The sequence below is a fragment of the Allorhizobium sp. GW101-3B10 genome, from assembly GCF_059424725.1.
The window spans coordinates 3,259,726-3,281,211 of sequence record NZ_JBWKZR010000001.1; the positions used below are offsets into that span (position 1 = coordinate 3,259,726).

Below are 21,486 nucleotides of genomic sequence, written 5' to 3' on the forward strand. Positions count from 1 at the left end.
CGTCAACCACCCGCACAGGAGGTATCCCATGAGAACCGGAGCGCTGAGGACGAACGAGGTTTCAATATCTGAATCTACTGATTTACATAGGCTTTTCGTCTTTACCTCGGGGAAGCGGGAACTTCGCGCCACGGGAAGCCGAGAGCGAATCACTGCTCCGGCGAAGGATGGGGAGCTATTCGGCAGTCCGTTGCAGCGAAGCCTGAACGAAGCCTTCGAGCGCGCTTACAGAGCCGGGCAGAAGAACCCGATTGTTATCGGCGCCATCCCGTTCGACGTGAACGAGCCCTCATGCCTCTACGTACCCGACAATCATGAGTGGCAGGAAAAGGAAACAACTCCGGCCGCCGTGGAAGCCCCCATGCCGGCCCTGCTCGGCCAGCGCAGCATTCCTGACGAAGACGGCTTCAAGCGCGCGGTCGAACACGCGATCGTCAATTTCCGCCACAGCGACGTGCGCAAGGCGGTTCTTTCGGTGATGCGGGAATTGACCTTCGCCGAGGCGGTAAACGTCGACCGGCTCCTCGCCAATCTCAGGATCCGCAACCGCGAAGGCTACCAGTTCCGCATCGCCATGCCCGATGGCGGCGAACTGGTCGGTGTCAGTCCCGAACTCTTGATGCGCAAGCATGGCGACAGGATCGTCTCCAACCCGCTCGCCGGCTCGGCCAAACGCATGGCAGACCCTGAGGCCGACAGCGCAAACGCCGCAAAGCTCGCCGCCTCCGAGAAGGACCAGTATGAGCATAGCCTCGTCGTAGAGGACATCCGTTCTCTGCTCACGCCTTGCTGCGCCGAATTGACCGTTCCAGAGCGCCCTTCGCTGATCAACACCGCGGCACTCTGGCACCTCTCGACCCGTATCGACGGCCGCGTCGCCGATCCAAGCATGAATGCGCTGCAACTTGCCTGCCTGCTGCATCCGACGCCCGCCGTCTGCGGCTTCCCGACCGAGCGCGCCCGTCGGCTGATCCGCTTCGTCGAACCTTTCGACCGCGGGCTGTTCACCGGGATGGTCGGCTGGTGCGACGCCGAGGGCAATGGCGAATGGGTGGTGACGATCCGCTGCGGAACCGTGAGGCGCGACACGGTTCGCCTGTTTGCCGGCGCGGGAATCGTCGAAGCCTCGGAGCCGGCCTCCGAATGGGCCGAGGTGCAGACCAAGCTCGGCACCATGTTGAGCGCCTGCGGCCTTCAAGACTGAACCGGACGATGACGGAACCGAAAGCATGACCGAAACGAGTATCGAGTTTCACCCCTGGCCGGCGGACCTTGCCGGGCGATACCGCGAGCGCGGCTACTGGATCGACAAACCGCTGACCCGCATTCTCGACGAGCAGCGCGCCGCACGTCCCGATGCCGTCGCGGTAATCTGCGGCGAGCGCAGCCTGAGCTATGCAGCGCTCGACACGCTGTCGACCAACCTTGCCGCGCGGCTGGCGGAAAGGGGCCTCGGCCACGGCGACACGGCGCTGGTGCAGTTGCCGAACGTCGCCGAATTCTACATCGTGTTCTTCGCACTGTTGAAGATCGGCGTCGCCCCGGTGAATGCCCTCTACAGCCATCGCCGGCTGGAGATGACGGCCTATGCCCGCCAGATCGAACCGCGGCTGCTGATCGCGTCCCGCCGTCATGAGCTTTTCGCCGACGACACTTTTCTCGCCGACTTGCGCGCCCTGTCGCCCCGGCTTGTCGTCACGCTGTTGCTCGGCGACGCCTCCGCCGAAGCCGGGCTGGAGCACTGGATAGAGACGGCGCCACAGGAACACATATCCTTCTCGCCGTCCTTGGCCGGCAATGTCGCCTTCTTCCAGCTATCGGGCGGCAGCACCGGCACGCCGAAGCTCATTCCCCGCACCCACAACGACTATGACTACAGCGTCCGGGCCAGCGCCGAAATCTGCGGCCTCACGGCGCAGACCCGCTATCTTTGCGCTTTGCCCGCCGCCCACAATTATCCGATGAGTTCGCCCGGCGCCCTCGGCGTCTTCCACGCCGGCGGAACGGTGGTGATGGCGCCCAATCCTGAGCCGCTTGCCTGTTTTGCGCTGATTGAGCGCCATGCCGTCGACATCGTCGCGCTTGTTCCTCCCGCCGTCGCCCTTTGGCTGGAGGCGGCCCCCGCCCATCGCAAGGCGCTCGGCTCGCTGAAGCTTGTCCAGGTCGGCGGCGCCAATTTCGCCGAGGCCCTGGCGCGCCAGGTACCGGAGGTTCTCGGTTGCGGATTGCAGCAGGTCTTCGGCATGGCGGAGGGCCTGGTCAACTATACCCGCCTCGACGACCCGGACGAGCTGGTCTTCACGACGCAAGGCCGGCCGATCAGCCCTGATGACGAGATCCGCATCCTCAACGAGGACGGCCAGGCCGTGCCCGAAGGTGAAGCAGGCCTGCTTGCCACGCGCGGGCCCTATACCTTCCGCGGCTACTATCGCAGCCCCGAACACAATGCCCGGGTCTTCGATGCCGACGGCTTCTACGCTTCCGGAGACCTCGTGCAACGCACGCCGGAAGGTTATCTGAAGGTCGTCGGTCGGGTGAAGGACCAGATCAATCGCGGCGGAGAGAAGGTGGCAGCCGAAGAGGTCGAAGACCTGATGCTGCGCCATCCGGACGTGACCCACGCTGCGCTGGTCGCCATGCCGGACGCGCTGCTCGGCGAAAAAAGCTGCGCCTTCGTGGTCTCGCGCAATCCCGCCCTGAAGGCGCCGGCGCTCAGGCAATATCTGATGGGCCTGGGTGTCGCCGAATACAAGCTGCCCGATCGTGTCCGCTTCATCGAGGCGATGCCGCTGACCGCCGTGGGCAAGATCGACAAGAAGAAGCTGCGCGATCTGCTCGCGCAGTCCGCTGCCGCAGCCCCAGTCCTGACCTAACCGAGGTGCCCCATGACCATTCCGTCCATTGCCGACTATCCAATGCCGAAGGCCGAGAGCTTTCCGGCCAACAAGACCAGCTGGAAACCCGATCCGGCCCGCTGCGTCCTGCTGATCCACGACATGCAGCGCTATTTCCTGCGCTTCTATGATGCCGAGGGTCAGATGATGCGCGTGCTCATCGACAACCTGGCGCGCTTGATCGCCTGGGCGCGCGAAAATGGCGTGCCGGTCATCTACACCGCGCAGCCGCATGACCAGCCGCCGGCCGACCGCGCCCTGCTCAACGACATGTGGGGCCCGGGTCTCACCGCCGCCGATCCGTCGCTTCAACAGGTGGTCGAGGCGCTGGCCCCGAGGCCTTCGGACACGGTTCTGGCCAAATGGCGCTACAGCGCCTTCGAGCGGTCGGACCTGCGGGAGCGCATGCGTGGATGGGACCGCGACCAGCTCGTGATCGGTGGCGTCTATGCGCATATCGGCTGCATGGTCACCGCAGTCGAGGCTTTCATGAAGGATATCCAGGCCTTCATGGTCGGCGATGCCGTCGCCGACTTCTCCGAAGCGGAACACCGCATGGCTCTGCAATATGTCGCAACCCGCTGCGGCGCGGTGATCGACACCGCGAGCCTAACCGGGAAACCGCAGAAGACGGCCAGCCGGGCCTGGCTCGAAGGGCGGGTACAGCAACTGGTCGAGGACGGTTCCGAGATCGATCCGGACGAAAACCTGATCTTCTATGGGCTGGATTCCCTCCAGGTCATGATGCTCGCAGCCGAACTCAAGGCGTTCGGCGTGGCCGTCGGCTTCGATGAACTGGCACGCGTGCCGACGCTCAACGGCTGGTGGTCGTTGATCGAAAGCAGGCGACTGGCAGCGTGATGGAAGGGGAGACACACGCCATGCAGGACCTCGACTTTTCCGGCAAACGGGTGCTGGTCTCGGGCGCGGCGGGCGGCATCGGCCGCCGCATTGCCGAACGGTTCAGCCTCGCCGGTGCCGACGTCGTGGGACTGGATCTTGCCCGGGGGGGCTCCACACTGCCCTTCCGTCTGCTGTCGGTCGACATCCGCGACCCGGCAAGCGTCGCCGCGGTCTGCCGTGGTCTTGAGGCGGAGGCGGACCGGCTCGACATCCTGGTCAACGGCGCCGGCGTGCTGCGACTTGGCAGTGCCGAGACGCTGACGCCGGAGGACTGGAGTGCCTGCATGGAGGTCAATGCCGGCGGCGCCTTCCTGCTGATGCGCGCATGGATCCCCGCATTCCAGCGCCAGCGTTCAGGGGCCATCGTCAACATCGCCTCCAATGCGGCCCATGTCCCGCGGGTCGGCATGGCGGCCTACTGCGCCTCGAAGGCGGCACTCGTCAGCCTCAGCCACACCGTCGGGCTCGAGCTTGCGCCTTTCGGCGTGCGGTGCAACGTCGTCTCGCCGGGCTCCACCGACACGCCGATGCTGGAAGGCATGATGCAGGGCAAAAGTGGCTACGCGCGGCTCATTTCCGGACAGCCCGAGCAGTTCAAGCTCGGCATTCCCCTCGGCAAGATCGCCCGTGCCGACGACATTGCCGACGTCGTGCTCTTCCTCGCATCCGAACGGGCCGGCCATGTCACCCTCCAGGACATCGTCGTCGACGGCGGAGCGACGCTGGCCGCCTGAACGATGCGGGCGGCCAGCGGAAAGGACGAGAAGCAATGTACGAGAGCGCGATGACGCTGTTTGCCGATCCGGCCGACTGCGGCAGGGCGATCGTCGAAGCAGCAAGCGGCTTGCGGTCAGGTCGGGCGCACGACCTTAGCTGGGTCTCCATCCGTTTCGTCGACGACGATCTTTACCGGTCATCCCCCTTCTGCGCCGGCATCCCGATCCCTCAGGCCCTGGCCCGCGCCGGAAGCCGACGGCTGACGGAATTCGTTGCCGGGCGCGCCTGCGCCCGCGAAGCCGTGCGGCGCCTGACGGCAAAGGCCATGACGCCCGGCATGGGATCCGATCGCGCACCGGTCTGGCCCGAAGGCATCGTCGGCTCCATCTCCCATTGCGGCGACAGGGCGATTGCCGTCGTCGGGGCCGCCGACCGCTATCTTGGCCTCGGCATCGATCTCGAACGGCACCTGAGCATCTCCGAAGCCGATGAAATCGCACCACTGGTGCTGACCGATGCAGAGCGACAGCGGCTCGGAACGCGCCTTGACGAGAAGGTCGTATCCCTGGTCTTCTCCGCCAAGGAGAGCCTTTTCAAGGCTCTCTCGCGCCTGACAGGCCCCATTCCCTTCTTCGCGGCTTTCGAGCTCGTGACCTTGGGCAAGGGGACCGCGCGTTTCCGCCTTCGCCAGGCGCAATCGCCACGCTGGCATTCGAACCGCGTCTTTCCCGTCCGTCTTGACGAATTCGACGGCCTTTTCGCCACCTTCGCCGCGATCAACCCGGATTTCACTTAGGCCGAGGACGGCAGGCCGTCCGAAAACGGCTCCCGTCGGCAGTCGTCGCTCGGTGACTGGCAAGGCGTGTTGCACCGTTACGGGTGGTTCGGGAATTCCGAACAGCCGGGATAAATGGAGTTTCTGCCTGACTTCGGCTTAAATGCCGGAGACAGGAGAAACCATGACGAGACGACCAAGCCGAAACCACAGCCCGGCTTTCATGGCGAAGTGGCGCTTGCCGCGATCAGGGGCGCGCAGACGCTGGTGGAATTGTCCCAGCAGTTCGACGTGCACGCCAATCAGATCAAACAATGGAAAGACCAACTGCTTGAATGAGCGACGGCGTTTTCGGCGATGAAGCCAAGGCGGAAACCACGGCGCCGACTGTCGATGTCAAAACGCTGCACGCCAAGATCGGCGAACTGACACTGGAGAACGTTTTCTTAGCCGGAGCGCTCGGCAAGGCGGGGATTGCTGGGCGGAAAGAAATGATCGATCGCGCACACAAACTCTCCCTCCTCACCAGGCCAAGCTTTTAGGCTTCAGCCGTGGCAGCGTGTATTCCCTGCCGCGCACGACGCCTGCTACAGGCCTTGCCTTGATGCGCCGGATCGACGAACTGCATCTCGATTTCCAGTTCGCCGGAAGTCGGATGTTGCAGGGGCTTTTGAAGCCAGAAGGTCTGCAAACCGGGCGTCTGCACGTCGCACTATGATGAAGAAGACGGGCATAGAGGCGGTCTGCCGTCCCCCCAACACGTCGAAGTCAGCACTACGGCAGAAGATCTATGCCTATCTGCTGCGTAAGCGGCCCGTAACCCGGCCCAACCAGGTCTGGCGATGGATATAGCCTATATTCCGATGGCTCGGGGTTCCGTCTTTCTGGCCGCCGTCGTGAACCGGTTCAGCCGATGCGTCTTGTCCTGGAGGTTGTCGATCACTCTGGAGACGGCATTCTGCATCGAAGCGGTCGAGGAAGCGCTTGCCCGTCATGGCAAGCCCGGCATCTTCAGCGCAGATCAGGGTTCGCAGTTTCTCCGTCGACTTCACCGCTGCGTTGAAGAAGGCTGAGATCGCCATCTCGATGGACAGCAATGGCGCTTGGCGCGACAATGTTTTTGTTGAACGGCTCGCTGGTCGATCAAATACGAGGAGGTCTATCTTCATGCCTTTGTAAGCGTGCCGGAGGCTAGGACGGGCATTGGCCGATACGTACCTCTGTACAATACCCGACGTCCGCATTCATCCCTTGACCGGCAGCCCCCCGATCAGGCTTACGTCAGGGCGCTGACACCAATGATGGTGGCGGCATAATCGAGGCGGAAATCCACTTAGAAACACGCCCGAAACTGTTCAGACAAACCGAGCCACCTCCCCCACATCATCGCTGATGCCGGCTACAATTGCCACAATGCGCTTCGGCAAGGCCGTACGCGCCCACCCTCTCCGTGATCGCCTGCGTGACGCTCCATGCCGGCTGGCAGCTCCGGCGATGGTGGGATTGTCAAGCTGAGAGATCCAGACCGGCCGCCGCGGCTTGCGTCATCGCCGCGACGCGTACCCCTGTCGCCGCAGCCGCTGCTCTGCGTTTGTCTGGGTCATCGACGAGCGCCAGAATGGCATCGCGCCATACTTTTTTATCGTACGGCAGAATAACCTCTGCGTCATCGCCTGGCAGACCGTAAGCACTCGAAATCGAAAAGATGCCGGCAGCCCCAGCGCGAGCCACGTCAATGCGTTTGGTTGGAGACCGGCAATCGTTGACAGCCGAGGGGGTAAGCGGCACCAACATGATGTCGATATGCCGGCTCAGAGCCTCACGGAGATACTCGGTCCAGGAAATCGGACGACGCAGGCTTACCCGTTCTATGCCGCGCCAGATGGATTCGACCGTCGGGCTCCCAAAGACCTCGAACTTTACGTTCGGCCGCAGGGCGACAACCTCACGGACGATTGGCTGCAGAAATCGGTGCTCCTCCACGTGGACGCCCGTCGCGTGATAGGCGATGAGGACTGAGTCATCCGGCCGCTGCAATGGGCACGACTTTCTCCACAGCGTCTCCGATGGAGCGGGCAACAGAACACGAGCACGCGCAAGGGCGAGACGGTCGGCAAGCCGGGGTGTCGACGCCCAGACGATGTCGAGATGGCGGTTCAGGCGCCGGAGCGGCCAAAGGGCCCGCACGAACAACCGAAATCGGTAGCTAATAGTAGCGTCCCGTCCGGTTACGACCGCAGCGATATCATCATCGAGGAAAAGCCCGACACCGGCGAGACGACCGCTCTCGGCCTCGATCCAGTTCAAGACCGATGCCGACGCGTAGCGACAGACGATGGCAAAGGTTCCATCGGAGTCGAGTCTACTTAAATCTTCGTTGCGAACATCCACAAACGCGCATGGCGGCATGCCTCGCGCGGCAAGGCGAGCAGCAAAATAGTAGTCGGACGACGGGTTCGGATGGCGTCCGAAAACGACGATACGCTTCACCGGTCGCCTTGCGCCTCCAGTTGCGCCGGGTCGCAACCGGGGGAAAGGCAAATACCGCGCAAGCGGCGACAACAACCCGTCATGGCGCGGCATGCTGCCTCCTCTACTCGTCTTGTTCACATCAGCTCAGGCCAAGCCGTCAATCGACCTTTTACGAAGCGGATAGGTCGCAGTTATAGCTAAGTCAAGACTCGCAACCCTTCACCAGACAAACGATGAATTGGCATCTCCAATCGGGATTGAGAACGTTGGCTTGCGAACACGCTCGATGCGATGTCCGACTCGCCTAGGACCGATCGATATTCATGACAACCAGATCATAGCAGCGACGAGATTTACGAAGCCCGATCAGTTCAATGCTCAGGTAATCACCTCATCACCTACGAGGTCGCGAAACATTGAAATATATACGTTTCTCGCTACGCTCGCCCGAAATTCCTATAAGCATCGCCAGAATATATCGATCCGCTTTGGTGAATCGGCGTATACGAGCTCAGTCAGCAATGGCATGAAGGCCGCCAAGAAAAAAACAATGCGAAGAAGCTCTTCGGTACTTTCATCTATGCCTCTCTATCGTCCAGCTATGATTAAATTGAAGAGGGTCTGAATTTCAAGCAGATTGCGTTCGTGAGTGACGTATTCTGATTCTGCTGCTATCAGTGCTCTCAAGCCTGACCGAAAAATAGTTGAGTGAAGTCAGTGACCTGAGACCCTGAACTTCCTCCAGAATTTGGTAGAGTCCGTCACATCAAGGAGACGGACGAATGAAGCGTTCACGGTTCACGGAAGAACAGATCATCGGAATATTGAAGGAGCAGGAGGCGGGCGCGAAGACAGTCGATGTCTGCCGCAGGCACGGCATCTCGGATGCAACCTTCTACAAATACAAGGCGAAGTACGGCGGCATGGACGTGTCCGATGCCCGCAAGCTGAAGGCGCTCGAGGACGAGAACGCCAAGCTGAAGAAGCTGCTCGCCGAGGCCATGCTGGACAATGCGATCCTGAAGGATGTCGCTGCAAAAAAATGGTGACGCCCGATGTGAAGCGGAATGCGGTGGCTCACGTCTGTGCGCAGCACGGGGTGAGCCAGCGTCGGGCGTGCGAGGTTCTATCGGTGGATCGTTCGAGCATGCGATATCGGAGCGTGCGGCCGGACGATGCGTCCATCCGCGAGGCGATGAAGAAGGTGGCGTCCGAGCGTCGTCGCTTCGGCTATCGCCGTATCCACGTGATGCTCGACCGGCAGGGGATCGTCATGAACCTGAAGAAGCTTCGACGTCTCTATCGGGAGGAAAAGCTGACGGTGCGCAAGCGCGGCGGCCGAAAGCGGGCCTTGGGGACGAGACGTCCTTTGGCTCTGCCGTCGCGTCCGGGCGAGCGCTGGAGCCTGGACTTCGTCAGCGATGCCTTCACCGACGGCCGCCGCTTTCGGGTGCTGGCGGTGGTCGACGACTTCACCCGTGAATGCCTGTGCCTGGTCGCCGACACATCCCTGTCGGGGGCACGGCTTGCCCGCGAACTGGATAGTCTCATCGCCAGACGGGGAAAGCCGAGGACGATTGTCTCGGACAACGGCACGGAGATGACCAGTATGGCCATCCTCAAATGGTGCCAGGAAGCAAAGGTCGAATGGCACTACATCGCCCCAGGCAAGCCGATGCAGAACGGCTTCGTCGAAAGCTTCAACGGCAGCTTCCGTGACGAGTGCCTCAACGAGACCCTGTTCTCGTCGCTCACTCAGGCCCGAGCCGCCATCAACGCATGGAAGGAGGATTACAACAGGAGCAGACCCCACTCGTCGCTGGGCAATATCACCCCCAGCGAGTTCGCAATGAAAATGGCTATGGAAAAACAGGCCGCATGAGGCCAGATTAAAAACCCAAGACTCTCCCGAAAACTGGAGGGAAAGTGGGTCTCAGGTCAGTTCCACGACAGAGATGTCCTCGTGACCACGTGCGGACGCATCTGCATGCATCGCAAGAAGATCAACATCTCAATCGTCATGGCCGGCCAAAGGCTCGGCATCAAGGAAGTCGATGACGGCATTTGGCTCGTCAGCTTCATGCATTATGATCTGGGATATATCGACCTGGAGCAGAGGACTTTGCAAACCATCGACAACCCGTTCGGCACGAGGTTGTCGCCCATGTCTTAGGTACACGATGTTACCTATGTCTTCGGTATGGACATTTTGAAAAATGGTGCCCGGAGGCGGAGCGCAGAAACCACAATAAAACAACAACTTGAAAGAAAGTGGGACACCGAAACGTCTCATAGTTTTATTGTAGTTTTCGGGATTATTGTCCCACCATTTTTGCGCGCCTTGAAGCGATTCCGAAACTTTCCTCAAAAACAAAAATGCCGCCTCGGGGGAGATCAACGACCCGAAGCGGCATAGCAAAAGCAGCACCGAAGGAAAGCTTCAAATGCATGATACTGTATATCATAACTATGCTCGGCTGCATAGCCTAAACACCTTGAATCGTTGGGTTTCCTACTCTGGAAAGCCCGTCAAAGTAGGGAAAATCGACAAGGCCCCTATCAACCCGAAGACGGGTCAATTGGCAGCAAATAATCGGCCGGCCACTTGGGGCTCGAAAGCGCAGGCGGAACGGCATGCGCGCACCCTCAAATCGCCGGGAAGCAAGCCGGGCGTCGGAATCGTCTTGGGTCCGCTTGACGAGAGAATTGCACTTTGCGGGGTTGATCTGGACGGTTGCATGGTTGACGGCACGCTTGAACCGTGGGCCGAAGAGATCAGGGCCAAGCTGGCTTCCTATACCGAAATCAGCCCTAGCGGCGAAGGGGCAAAAATCTTCTTCCTTGTGAAGACATCCGACCTTCCCGCGCTACGCCGAACCCTTGGTGCGGAACATCGTCAGCAGTGGAAAAAGGGGGCGTCGCACTACGGCATCGAACTTCACCTGTCCAACAGCTATTTCACGGTGACGGGCCAAGAGTACGGTGCCGACCCTATTGTCACCCGATACGTCGGCGCAAACGACCAGCTAAGGCTTGTGCCGCTTGCCAATCTGAAATCGGTTGTCGCGAGAGCAAAGGCTTTTTCCGGAACCGAAGACCGCGAGCACGACAAGGGGAGCCCGAATTCGAGCCATCGGATTGATGTGGTCTACGAAGCCCTGATGGCAATTCCGAACGATGGCAGCATCTCCGAAAACCACTCGCGAGACTGGTGGCTTGAGGTGGGGATGGCGCTGCATCACGAATACGGAGACTCGCCGGAAGGCTTCGTGTTCTTCGACGCATGGTCGCAGGAGTGGCCCGGCTACGATTCCGATGCGACCGAAAAGGCGTGGCGTTCCTTTCGCCGCAACGAAGGCCGGGTGCGGACGATACAGCATATTTTCAAGCTTGCCGGAGAGCATGGCTGGCGCGACCTTGAACGGCTATTCGGGCTGTTTGACGAAGCTGTCGAACCGCTTGAGGGAGAGCGGGACCAGCCGGAGACAGAAGCCAAATCCTCTGGTCTGACGTTCATTTCACCGGCTGAATGCGAACAATCGGAGGCGCGCCACTATGTCGTTAAGGGGCTGATCGCCGAAGGCGATGTTGCCTGCATCGTCGGCGCACCCGGCGTAGGTAAGTCACTCTTGGCACCGCGCCTCGCCTATGCCGTCGCTCAAGGCACCGACATTTTCGGGATGCGGGTCAAGGAGGGCGGCGTTCTTTACGTCGCCGCCGAAGACGAGCACGGCATGAGAGGGCGTGTCCGTGCTCTGTATCGCAAGCACGGTGACGCTGCCGACTTTTGTCTGGTAGGTGGCGTTTCGAACCTGCTGGCCAAGGGGAGCGAACATCTGAAGAAGCTCCGGCAAGCCGTAAAGGAACGGCGTCCGAAACTTGTCGTGCTCGACACGCTGGCAATGGCGTTCCCCGGATTGGAAGAGAACAGCGCCGAAGGCATGAGCCGGGTCGTTGCGGTTGCCAAGTCCCTGACGAAATGGGGAGCGGCTGTCATTCTGGTTCATCACGACACCAAGGACGGGCAGCAGGGATTGCCGCGCGGGCATTCGCTTTTGAACGGCGCGCTGGACGTATCAATCCACCTCACCAAAAGCGACGGCATTGTGCGGGCCAAGCTCACCAAGAACCGCAACGGCTCTTGCGACCGCGACATCGCATTCACCATCGGCGTCGTCACCTTGGGCACCGACGAAGATGGCGATCCGATCACGACAGCATATTGCCGGGAGTTGCCGAGCGGCAGTGCTCACAAAGAGGAGCGCATGACGCCTTCGGCATCGGCGGCGCTGAAGGTCTTCAAGGACGAGACAGCGGGTAACGACCGGATCAGCGAAGAGGATTGGCGGGAAGCCTGCGTCGCTGGAAGGGATGTCTCGCCCGCCGAGAAGCCGGACAGCCGCCGGAAAGCCTTCTCGCGTGCAGTGTCAGAACTAATCCGCAAAGGCGTCTTGGTTTTCGATGACGGCTTTTATTCCATGGTTGCAAAGACGAGGGAGGCCTTCGATGTCGATGAAGACTAGCGGACGGACACGGACATTGATCGGACATGTCCACCATGTCCCGCCTGCCCCCCTGCCGGGCATAGCCGGACGGACACGGACATATCCCTTAAGGGATGTCCGTCTGTCCGATGCCCGATGGGAAGAAAGCCGATGCCTCTTTACCGACAGCGCCCGTATGCCCGTCTCCCCGTCACTCGATTTCCGACATGGGTCCTTCCCCACGGTGGCTGATCGCGGGGGACGCGGAGCCCCGACGTTTCGATCTGCGAGGAAAAATTGAAAATGGAAACTGATCTTGAATCCCTCACAGTCGAGGAAGCCATTGCCCGTTATGTCGGCGGCGGACCGTCAGATCGGCAGCAATTCGACCGTGGCGACACGTCCACCGACCAGCTTGCCGACCTCTTGGGACTGACGGCCAATCGCGTCAACGTTCTCGTTCGGCAGGGGCATATTCCACGTGTCTCCAAAGGGCGGTTCGACCGGCGGGAAGCGGTGCGCGGATACTGCGAGCATATCCGCAAGCAGGCGTCCGGGCGCGGTGCGGCGAATCCAGAATTGACCGAACAGAAGACCCGCCTTGCTCGCGAACAGGCTGACAAGGCGGAGATGCAGAACGCGATTGCGCGGCACGAATTGATTCCCGCCGCCGATGTCGAACGTGAGTGGTCGGCTATCCTGCGAGACGTACGCGCTGCTCTGTTGGCCCTGCCTTCGCGCTTGCAGCAGCGCCTTGGGCATCTGACGACCCACGACATGACCGTATTCGACCGGGAAATCCGGGACGTGCTTTCGGAAATCGCCAATGGAAACTGACGCTCTGCTAGAAACTCGCCGCCGTGCTCTTCGCGCCCTGATGCCGCCGCCAAGGCAGCCGCTTTCGGAGTGGATCGAAACCCATATGCGATTGCCCGAAGGTGTGTCCGCTCTTCCGGGGCGCGTGAACCTTTGGCCCTATCAGCGGGAAATCGCCGACGCGATCAGCGACCCCGAACTTGAGCGGGTGACACTGGTTAAGCCGGTGCGTGTCGGCTTCACCACGCTTCTGACAGGGGCGCTCGCTTCCTACGTAGCCAATGAGCCTTCCCCTATTCTGGCGCTGCTGCCAACCGAAGCGGATTGCCGCGATTATGTGGTGAGCGACCTTGAACCGATATTCGAGGCGACACCCGCACTGCATGGTCTACTGTCCGCCGAAGCTGACGAGACCGGGCGCAATACGCTCATGTCGCGGCGCTTCGCGGGAGGATCGCTGAAGGTGGTCGCCGCCAAGTCGCCGCGTAACCTTCGCCGCCACAACGTCCGCGTCCTGCTGATCGATGAAGCGGACGCCATGGAGCCGGGAGCGGAAGGCAGCCCGATCACGCTTGCCGAACGCCGTACCCTGTCTTTCGCAAACCGCAAGATCATCTTGGGAAGCACGCCGACGATTGAGGAGACGAGCAATGTACTGCGCTCCTATGCGCAGTCGGACATGCGCGTTTTTGAAGTGCCATGCCCGGACTGCGGACATTGGCACGAAATCACCTGGGCGGATATTCATTGGCCTGAAGGCGAGCCTCACAAGGCGCATTATGTCTGCGTCGAATGCGGTTCGGTGATCGAGGAGCGCCACAAGGCGGCGATGGTCGAGAAAGGGCGGTGGCGGGCAACCGCACCGCATGTTCGCGGCCATGCGGGCTTCCGGCTCAACGCCCTTGTCTCGACCCTTGCCAATGCCTCTTGGGGAAAGCTTGCGCAGGAATTTGTCGCGGCAAAGAAGAGCCCTGACACGCTTCAGGTGTTCGTCAACACGATCCTTGCGCAAGGATGGCGGGAAGCCGCCGAAGAGATTGACGAAACCGCGCTCGCAGCCCGCGCCGAACCGTTCGGCCTCGATAGCATTCCGTCTGAAGTCCTGATGATCACGGCGGGCGTTGATGTCCAACGCGACCGCCTCGAAATCGTGTTCTTGGGCTGGTCGCGCGACGAGATATTCGTTCTCGCGCAAACGGTGATCTACGGGGACCCGCAACGTGACGACGTATGGACTGAATTGAACGATTTGCTTCGCACCGTATGGCGGCATCCGAAAGGCGGTATCTTGCGCGTGGACGCGGCAGCGATAGACGCGGGCGATGGCGAGACCATGGACAGGGTGATGGCCTTCACGCGGCCCCGCTATGGCTTGCGTGTACACGCCATCAAAGGAGCGTCTGGCAACCGACCGGCCATCAAGGCCAGCGACACCAAGGGAACCAAGCTTTTCATCGTCGGCGTGGACGGCGTGAAGGCGCAATTGGCAAGCCGACTGACGCGCGGACGTACCGTCCGGTTCTCGAATAGCCTCGACGGGCGATTCTATGAAGAATTGGCGAGCGAACGGCTTGTTATGCGCTATATTCGCGGCGCTCCGGTTCGACAATGGGAGCGAATTCCGGGGCGGCGAGCCGAGAGCCTTGATTGCGTGATTTATGCGATGGCTGTACGGAGTCTGCTGAAGGCCAATGTCCATCGCCGCAAAGAGGAGCTGGGTAGCGCTGCCTTGCCTAAGCAACCTGAGAATGTGATAAAATCGACTTGGTTGAATCGCTAGGGGAAGCCGATGTGGGGGTTATTCAAAAAGAGGAAGCCCGAAAATGAGTTTGTGGCATTACTGAAGTTCGATGCTGCACGTTATGCGTCGTCGATAGACCATCTATTCTCTGAGATGGATTCCGCCACAAGAGCGCATATTCTTGTCGCCTATGAGAACCTGCTTCCAGTTGTTTCCATCATGTATTCGGAGGCTCGGAAAAAGGGTGAAGATTTCTCATTGGATGACTTCATCCCCGAAGTTGTGGCGAAAATGCAGGCTTCCGCTGGTGATGAAGTCAACTCACGGCGATTCGCTTGGTTCTTATTTGCGGCACTATTGGGTCGGCTAGAGAAGCTCTCTAAAATAGATAATACAGCGCTTGAGGTGGGGGCTAAAATCTGGTGTCTTCTGTCTGAGGATGCTGTTTTTCTTAAGCGATTGCTCCCTAACAATATAGTATGGAAGCCTGAAGAGAAGGAGTGGTTCGATCTAGCTCAGCCGGACGAAAAGCTTGTCGAATGGGTCATCAACTTTGCAATGCCTCCAATGTTCGCAGAACACCGTTTTGTTCGTGATTTCGCTCAGGAAAAACAACTTTTTCTGTCGTCATTCAAAAAGCGAATAGGTTTCATGCCATGACGTTCTGCAAATAAACGCAAAATGCCGGGATTTAATTCCGGTTTGGAGGTGAATTGTTTTTCGCTGCTTGGGACTACTATCTTTATCGGCGACGTAAAGGCAGATTTTCCGAAAGCCAAAACAATGAGATGGCTTTGGGCTTTGTCGATGCCGTGCCCGACGAAATAGTCAGGCAACTCAATGTTGGCGACATGATCTTCACGCAGCGTTTGGATTCGTTTTGGTCATGGGCGCTGATGTACTATGCTTCTTCAAATGTCGATCATGCTGCGATTTATGGCGGCGACGGCAAGGTAGGTCACATGACCTTAGCCGGCGGGAAGATGCACACATTGCGTGCGGTAGCAAAAGGCACGCGCCTAATAATTGTCCGAATGGGTCCAACTGAGCTTCACAAATTCAGCAGTGAAATGACTCAGCAAAGAAAACGCATAGACACCGGATCAAAAAGCAGGCAACGACTCCCCCCAAAACTACAGCTCATCATCGGTGGCCTAAATATTATTCACGGCAAATATACCGACAGATTTAGAGCGAGTTTTATTATAGAATTTTTTACGTCAATTACTTTCATATCGTATATCACCTTCTCCTTAAGTGGGTACATCACATCTTTATTGCCGCCACTATTTTCGGCGTTTTTTTTCGTAATGTTTTCTGTTCAAAATCTGTACCGCTGGATAAGAAGATCCCCGGCGTTGACGATGAGCTATCCTGATCTGGCGCTTCAATCCTTTTTTACGGCCGGCGGCCTAGTTTTCACCAAGATCGGACCGATTGTCACTAATGACCTCATCGGGCTTCTTCCGCTGAAGGTATTCCTTAGCCTCGCTGGAAAGCGAACCGACGATTGCTCCGATGACAATTTTGAGAAAGCTCGTGAGTTCTTCCGAGACCTTATCGAAGGCTGGAATTTGGTAGATTTTCCCCAAAATGCTGAAGACCAGAACGCCAAGCAGCAGGATAATAAAAAGATTCAAGAAGGCGCGCACCACCCACGGCAACCCAACAAATAGCCTAAGCGCTAAACTTCTGGAATCTTTGTCTTTTTTGACCTCAAACATTCTTTATATCCGGGTTAGTCGCGAGAGCGGGTTCGAACTTTACGCGAATACTGCAATTTGTAGCCGCACTTATTCCGAAAGTGCAAATTCTATAGGATTAGGCGGCTGCGGATAGCCATATTGTTTGCATAGCTGCCGAATACCAAGAATCGCCATGAGCAAAGGTAGCCTCCGGGCTTGGCACTCGGCGATCAATTGCCTTGATTCGTATTTCAGTTCAGCGAATTTTATCTCTGACATTGTCTTCCTCTTAATGTTGTCGCATCGCGGGACATTGCGCCAGGGGCACTTCGAGCAGGCTGCTGTGGCGATTGGCCCACCGACTACGACACCATCACATATTGCCGATTGCATTTCAACTCGAACTGAGTTATTGAGTCTTAAAGTTAATCAGGAGACCCTACATGTATCGTATTTCCGAGGTGGCCGTTGCCTTCGCTAAGATTGACGGCCTGCCTGACGACAAGGTGCCCCAACTTGATAAGTTGCTGCGTAACACGACCCAGCGGCACTACCTTTCGCCTTCCGCGCGCGACGGTAGGGCCGACCTCTACTCAATAGAAACCGTTTGCGCATTGCGCTTCGCTGCACGAATGGATGCTTTTGGCATCGCCCGCCACGTGCTCGAAGACTTCCTCCGCTTTGTCCAGAGTGCCCCGATGCACTCGACCCGTGTCAAACGACGGAATGGCTACAACGTTACACTTTCCCGCATCGAAGAAGCAGTCGAGCGGGCACGTGCAGGTGAAGACTTCAAGATGGGTTTGGCACTTGGCCGCGATGGCCGTGCAAGGCCGAAGGCTTGGTTTCTGGCTGAAACTATGGACGATGACGCCCGTGCCATCTTGGCTTCGGTAGAGCCTGAAGAAGATGCTGATACTGTTCTTGCGCTTGATGCTGGACGGTTGATCCGCGACATCGTTGCGGTTCTGAAAGTCCGCTGATGCCAGTCCGCCTGCCGAACCCCTTTAACATGTTCAACCGCGCCTCCCGTCGTGCGGCGGATACCGATGTCCGCCGTTTCGATGGTGCGGCCAGCGGGCGACGCGGGTTTGGCTTCGGGACCTTCGGGCGAACGCAGACCGAAGTGTCGGCGGCGGCGCATGTCGTCCGCAGCCGGGGACGCTATCTAACCACGAACAATCCCCTCATTTCGAACGCGGTTGCCAATTGGGTCGCGGCCTTGGTCGGAGCGGGAATAGTACCGACAGGCGCGGCTGATGGGGTTGGAGCGTTTCTCGCTTGGGCGGACACGGCTGACGCCGAACAGCGCACCGACTTTTGGGGCCTTCAGGCGGACATTGCCCGCGCGATGGTCGTTGATGGCGAAGCCTTCGTGCAACTCATTATGAACGAAAGCGGTTTGCGGCTTCGCCTGATCCCCGCCGAACTGGTGGACGAGTCGAAGACGCTGGATTTGGTCGGTGGCGGTTGTGTCGTCAACGGTGTTGAGTTCGATGCCGATGGTCTTCGTGTGGCCTATCACGTCTTGCCCGCGCGACCGACCGACCAGTTCGCGAGCTATGCCGCGCCAGTCCGCGTCCCCGCCTCCGAAATCCTTCATATCTTCAAGCCGCTGGGCATCGGGCAGGTGCGCGGCATTTCGTGGCTTGCGCCGGTCATCCTTCCCGCCAATGAACTGGACCAGTTGATTGACGCGCTGTTGGTTGGCGCGAAGGTCGCCGCCATGCATGCGGGCTTCCTTGTCGATCAGAACGGTTCGGGCGAGCCCTATGACGGGACGGGTGCCAACGGCATCATGGAAACCGGACTCGAGCCGGGGACGCTGAAGCGCCTGCCGACCGGCTATGACATCAAGTTCAATTCGCCGCAGCAGGCGCAGCAGACCGCCGAATTCATGAAGGCACAGGTTCGCCAGCTTGCCGCCGGGCTTGGCCTTCCTTCCCACTATCTGGACGGCGATCTGACCGGCGCGAACTATTCCAGCCTCCGGGCCGGACTTTTGCCGTTTCGCCAGCGTGTCGAGCAAATCCAGTATCACACGCTTGTCCCGCAGCTTCTCAACCCGGTTTGGCGGCGCGTGCATGGCTTCGCCTTGCTCACTGGCGAGATTGATGCGGTTCCGCATGCCGAATGGTTGCCGCCCGCTTGGCAGCAGGTTGACCCGGAGAAGGCCGTTGCCGCCGATGTCGCCGAACTGAACGCGGGCTTGACTAGCCGGAAGAAGCTTGCCGCGCAACGCGGCTGGGACGTGGACAGCCTCGATTCCGAGATCGCCGAAGACCGCGCCCGCGAAAGCGGGCTTGGGCTCGCCTTCGCCGCAACCAGCAAGAAGGAGCCTGCCGATGCCGGTGCTTGAGATGCTGACCCGCCGCGCGGAAATCAGCCCGCAGACCTATGACGCCGAAGCGCAGACCGTTGAAGCTGTGATTTCCACCTTTGCCGACGTGAACCGTCGCGACGCTCGCGGGGCCTATGTCGAGCGGCTTGATCCCGCCGGGCTCGATACTTCCCGGCTGATCGGCGCTCCCGTTCTTGATGGCCATCGGCAGGGCAGCGCCCGCGATACCATTGGCGTGATTACCGCATATCGGTTCGAAGGCGCGGCGCTGGTCGCAACAATCAAGATCAGCCAAGCCGCCGATGTCGCGCCGATCCGCGACCGCATCCGGGAGGGAACCCTTCGCGGCGTTTCTGTCGGCTATCGCGTCTCCCGCTGGTCGGACACCACCGATCCCGTCACCAAGGCTCGCGTCCGCACGGCGGCGGCGTGGGTGATCTTCGAGGCTTCCGCCGTGCCGGTCCCGGCTGATCCGGGAGCAACATTCAGGAGCAACACCATGGAAGACGAAACCGACGTTCTCGACCCGCCCGCAGCGGAAGCGACCGTTGCGCAGACGCGCGCCGCAATCCGGCAGGTCGCGCAAGCCGCCCACATGACCGCCGAACAGGCCGATGACATGATCGGCCGGGGGTTGTCCATTATTGAGGCCCGCGCCGAAGCATTCGAGGCCATGCAGACCCGAAGCCGCAACACGCCCCGAATTCGCGTGGTCACCTCCCACGACGATCCGGCGGCGATCCGCGTTCGTCGCGAAGAGGCGCTTTACGCCCGCGTCAGCGGGACGTCCCCGGCGGATTCCGCGCGCCCCTTCATGAGCGACTCCCTTCGCGATCATGCCCGCGCGTGCGTCGAGGCGGGCGGCATTTCCACCCGTGGCATGGACAATGATCAGCTCTTCCGGGCGGCCATGCACACGACCAGCGATTTCCCGCAGTTGCTGACGGGTGTTGGCAATCGCACGCTCATGAGCGCCTATCAGATTGCGCAGTCGCCGCTGAAGGCGCTGGCACGGCAGGCGACCTTGGGCGATTTCCGCGCCGGGACGAAGCTGAAACTCTCCGATGTCGGTATGCTTCAGAAGGTTTCGGAGAGTGGCGAAATCAAGAGCACGACGCGCGGTGAAGCTACCGAAGGTTATGCTCTCGACACCTACGCGACCAAGTTCGCCCTTTCCCGCAAGGCGCTGATCAACGATGACCTGGGCGCGTTCCGCGATTGGGGTATGACCGCCGGGCGTATGGCGGGCGAAACCGAAGCGAATCTACTGGTCAACCTGCTGCGCTCCAATCCAAAGATGGGTGAAGACGGCAAGGCGCTCTTCCATGACGCTCACGGCAACCTTGGCGATCCCTACGCGTTGGACGTTGCCGGGGCAGGATTCGATGAAGCACGCCTTTCGCTTCGCCGCATGAAGGGGCTGGACGGCAAGACGCCGGTCAACGCGACGCCGAAGTATCTGCTGGTCGCGCCCGAATACGAGACCGCCGCCGAAAAGCTGTTGTCGGAAATCTATGCCAGCAACACGGCGGACGCCAATGTGTTCTCCGGTCGCCTGACGCTTCTGGTCGAACCGCGCCTGACTGGCCCCGGCTGGTACGTCTTCGCCGATCCGGCTGTGCTGCCGATCCTCGAATATGCCTATCTCGCCTCCGCTCCCGGTCCGCAGATGTCGAGCCGCGAAGGCTGGGACGTGCTGGGCATGGAATTCCGCGTCGTGCTCGACTTCGGTTGCGGTGCGGTCGATTGGCGCGGCGCTTACTTCAATCCGGGCGAATAGCATGGCGAGCTTGGCCCAACTGATCGCTTGGCGGGACGGACTTATACAAGCCCGCCTTGGTGGCGTTCGCGAGTTCCGCGACCAGAACGGCGAAACCGTCGTCTACAAGTCCGACTCCGAAATGGCGGCTGCCATCCGCGCCGCCGATGCCGCGATTGTCGCCATGCGGTCGGGCCGGTCTCCCAACACCATTCTTTTCCGAACCTCGAAAGGGCTTTGATCATGAAAAACTATGTACAGGCAGGGAAGAGCCTGACCCTTCCGGCCCCAGCGTCGATCCTTTCCGGTGATGTCGTGGTGATCGGTGAAATCTATGGGATCGCGGCTGGCAACGCCGCTACGGGCGAAGACTGCGACGTGGTGACCGAAGGTGTCTTCGAATTGCCCAAGGTCGCGGCGGACGAATTCGCCATCGGCGATTCGGCCTATTGGGACGGAACCGCGAAGCGCGTCACGTCCACCGCGAGCGGCAATACCAAGATCGGCGTGGTCGTCACTGTCGCTGCGGTCGCAAGCGGCGCGGTGAATGTGAAGCTGACCTAAGCCATGACCGGAGCTGCCCCACACGTGAAGACTCTACCTCCGCCGTCACGGCGGGGGCTGAATCGCGTCGAGGCGGCTGACTATATCGGCATCAGTGAAACCAAGTTCGATGAAATGGTCAGAGACGGCAGAATGCCCAAGCCAAAGCGGATTGACTCAAGAAAGGTTTGGGACGTGAGAGCGCTAGATGCCAGCTTCGAAGCCTTGCCTTCTGACGGCAACGACAGCAACAATCCGTGGGACGGCTAAAGCCTCAAGAGGGACAAATGCAAATCCGGCTCAAGTATGTAGTAGAGGACACGGATAGGCACGGAAACGTAAGGCTCTACTTTCGA

The 21,486-nt window shown here is 59.8% G+C and carries 17 protein-coding genes and 2 pseudogenes; 18 read left to right on the forward strand and 1 reads right to left on the reverse strand.

From position 1 onward, the window contains the following. Window positions 1-28: 28 nt before the first annotated feature. The 6 genes and pseudogenes from AC07Y0_RS16235 to AC07Y0_RS16260 all read left to right on the forward strand — a co-directional run bounded on the left by AC07Y0_RS16235 (window position 29) and on the right by AC07Y0_RS16260 (window position 6,605). Window positions 29-1,204, forward strand: coding sequence for an isochorismate synthase (locus AC07Y0_RS16235; RefSeq protein ID WP_498678769.1), 1,176 nt, complete (start codon window positions 29-31; stop codon window positions 1,202-1,204). Between the two features lie 25 nt (window positions 1,205-1,229). After that, a complete protein-coding gene (locus AC07Y0_RS16240; protein WP_498678770.1) occupies window positions 1,230-2,873 on the forward strand; it encodes a (2,3-dihydroxybenzoyl)adenylate synthase in 1,644 nt (547 codons plus the stop codon). 12 nt (window positions 2,874-2,885) lie between these two features. Then, window positions 2,886-3,755, forward strand: coding sequence for an isochorismatase (locus AC07Y0_RS16245; protein ID WP_498678771.1), 870 nt, complete (start codon window positions 2,886-2,888; stop codon window positions 3,753-3,755). A gap of 20 nt (window positions 3,756-3,775) precedes the next feature. Then, complete coding sequence (gene dhbA, locus AC07Y0_RS16250; protein WP_498678772.1) at window positions 3,776-4,531, forward strand: 2,3-dihydro-2,3-dihydroxybenzoate dehydrogenase; 756 nt, start codon at window positions 3,776-3,778, stop codon at window positions 4,529-4,531. 35 nt (window positions 4,532-4,566) lie between these two features. After that, window positions 4,567-5,310 carry a 4'-phosphopantetheinyl transferase family protein gene (locus AC07Y0_RS16255; protein ID WP_498678773.1) on the forward strand — a complete coding sequence of 248 codons (744 nt, stop codon included), beginning with the start codon at window positions 4,567-4,569 and terminating at the stop codon, window positions 5,308-5,310. Between the two features lie 163 nt (window positions 5,311-5,473). Next, window positions 5,474-6,605: pseudogene (locus tag AC07Y0_RS16260) on the forward strand (IS3 family transposase). Window positions 6,606-6,795: 190 nt separating this feature from the next. Here the strand turns inward: AC07Y0_RS16260 and AC07Y0_RS16265 are convergent. Beyond that, the gene (locus AC07Y0_RS16265) at window positions 6,796-7,872 is read right to left on the reverse strand and encodes a glycosyltransferase family protein (protein ID WP_498678774.1); all 1,077 of its coding nucleotides are present in this window, start codon (window positions 7,870-7,872) and stop codon (window positions 6,796-6,798) included. A 671-nt stretch (window positions 7,873-8,543) separates the two neighbouring features. Between AC07Y0_RS16265 and AC07Y0_RS16270 the strand changes: the two genes are divergently transcribed. The 12 genes and pseudogenes from AC07Y0_RS16270 (at window position 8,544) to AC07Y0_RS16325 (ending at window position 21,151) form a co-directional block, all read left to right on the forward strand. Then, window positions 8,544-9,643 (forward strand): IS3 family transposase gene (locus AC07Y0_RS16270; RefSeq protein ID WP_498675171.1). Its coding sequence is split into 2 segments (ribosomal slippage): window positions 8,544-8,796 and window positions 8,796-9,643, totalling 1,101 coding nucleotides; the frame shifts between segments, so codons are not numbered across the junction. A gap of 60 nt (window positions 9,644-9,703) precedes the next feature. Continuing rightward, a pseudogene (locus AC07Y0_RS16275) lies at window positions 9,704-9,934 on the forward strand (hypothetical protein); the annotation flags it as partial. Window positions 9,935-10,205: 271 nt separating this feature from the next. Beyond that, entirely contained in the window at window positions 10,206-12,284 is a 2,079-nt protein-coding gene (locus AC07Y0_RS16280; protein WP_498678775.1) for an AAA family ATPase, read from the forward strand. A 264-nt stretch (window positions 12,285-12,548) separates the two neighbouring features. Further along, entirely contained in the window at window positions 12,549-13,082 is a 534-nt protein-coding gene (locus AC07Y0_RS16285; RefSeq protein ID WP_498678776.1) for a DUF1441 family protein, read from the forward strand. Then, a complete protein-coding gene (locus tag AC07Y0_RS16290; protein WP_498678777.1) occupies window positions 13,072-14,841 on the forward strand; it encodes a phage terminase large subunit family protein in 1,770 nt (589 codons plus the stop codon). Before AC07Y0_RS16285 ends, AC07Y0_RS16290 begins: the two co-directional genes overlap by 11 nt. A gap of 9 nt (window positions 14,842-14,850) precedes the next feature. After that, window positions 14,851-15,462 carry a hypothetical protein gene (locus AC07Y0_RS16295; RefSeq protein ID WP_498678778.1) on the forward strand — a complete coding sequence of 204 codons (612 nt, stop codon included), beginning with the start codon at window positions 14,851-14,853 and terminating at the stop codon, window positions 15,460-15,462. A 53-nt stretch (window positions 15,463-15,515) separates the two neighbouring features. Further along, window positions 15,516-16,478, forward strand: a complete 963-nt coding sequence (locus AC07Y0_RS16300) for a hypothetical protein (protein ID WP_498678779.1) — start codon at window positions 15,516-15,518, stop codon at window positions 16,476-16,478. Between the two features lie 452 nt (window positions 16,479-16,930). Next, window positions 16,931-17,470: a hypothetical protein gene (locus tag AC07Y0_RS16305; RefSeq protein WP_498678780.1), complete on the forward strand. Its 540-nt coding sequence runs from the start codon at window positions 16,931-16,933 to the stop codon at window positions 17,468-17,470. Continuing rightward, window positions 17,470-18,846: a phage portal protein gene (locus AC07Y0_RS16310; RefSeq protein WP_498678781.1), complete on the forward strand. Its 1,377-nt coding sequence runs from the start codon at window positions 17,470-17,472 to the stop codon at window positions 18,844-18,846. The genes AC07Y0_RS16305 and AC07Y0_RS16310 overlap by 1 nt, the downstream gene beginning before the upstream one ends. 1 nt (window position 18,847) lies before the next feature. Then, window positions 18,848-20,608 (forward strand): prohead protease/major capsid protein fusion protein, encoded by a 1,761-nt coding sequence (locus AC07Y0_RS16315; RefSeq protein WP_498678782.1) that lies wholly within the window; start codon window positions 18,848-18,850, stop codon window positions 20,606-20,608. 1 nt (window position 20,609) lies between these two features. Beyond that, entirely contained in the window at window positions 20,610-20,828 is a 219-nt protein-coding gene (locus tag AC07Y0_RS16320) for a phage head-tail joining protein (protein ID WP_498678783.1), read from the forward strand. 2 nt (window positions 20,829-20,830) lie between these two features. Beyond that, window positions 20,831-21,151, forward strand: coding sequence for a DUF2190 family protein (locus AC07Y0_RS16325; RefSeq protein ID WP_498678784.1), 321 nt, complete (start codon window positions 20,831-20,833; stop codon window positions 21,149-21,151). Window positions 21,152-21,486: the final 335 nt, after the last annotated feature.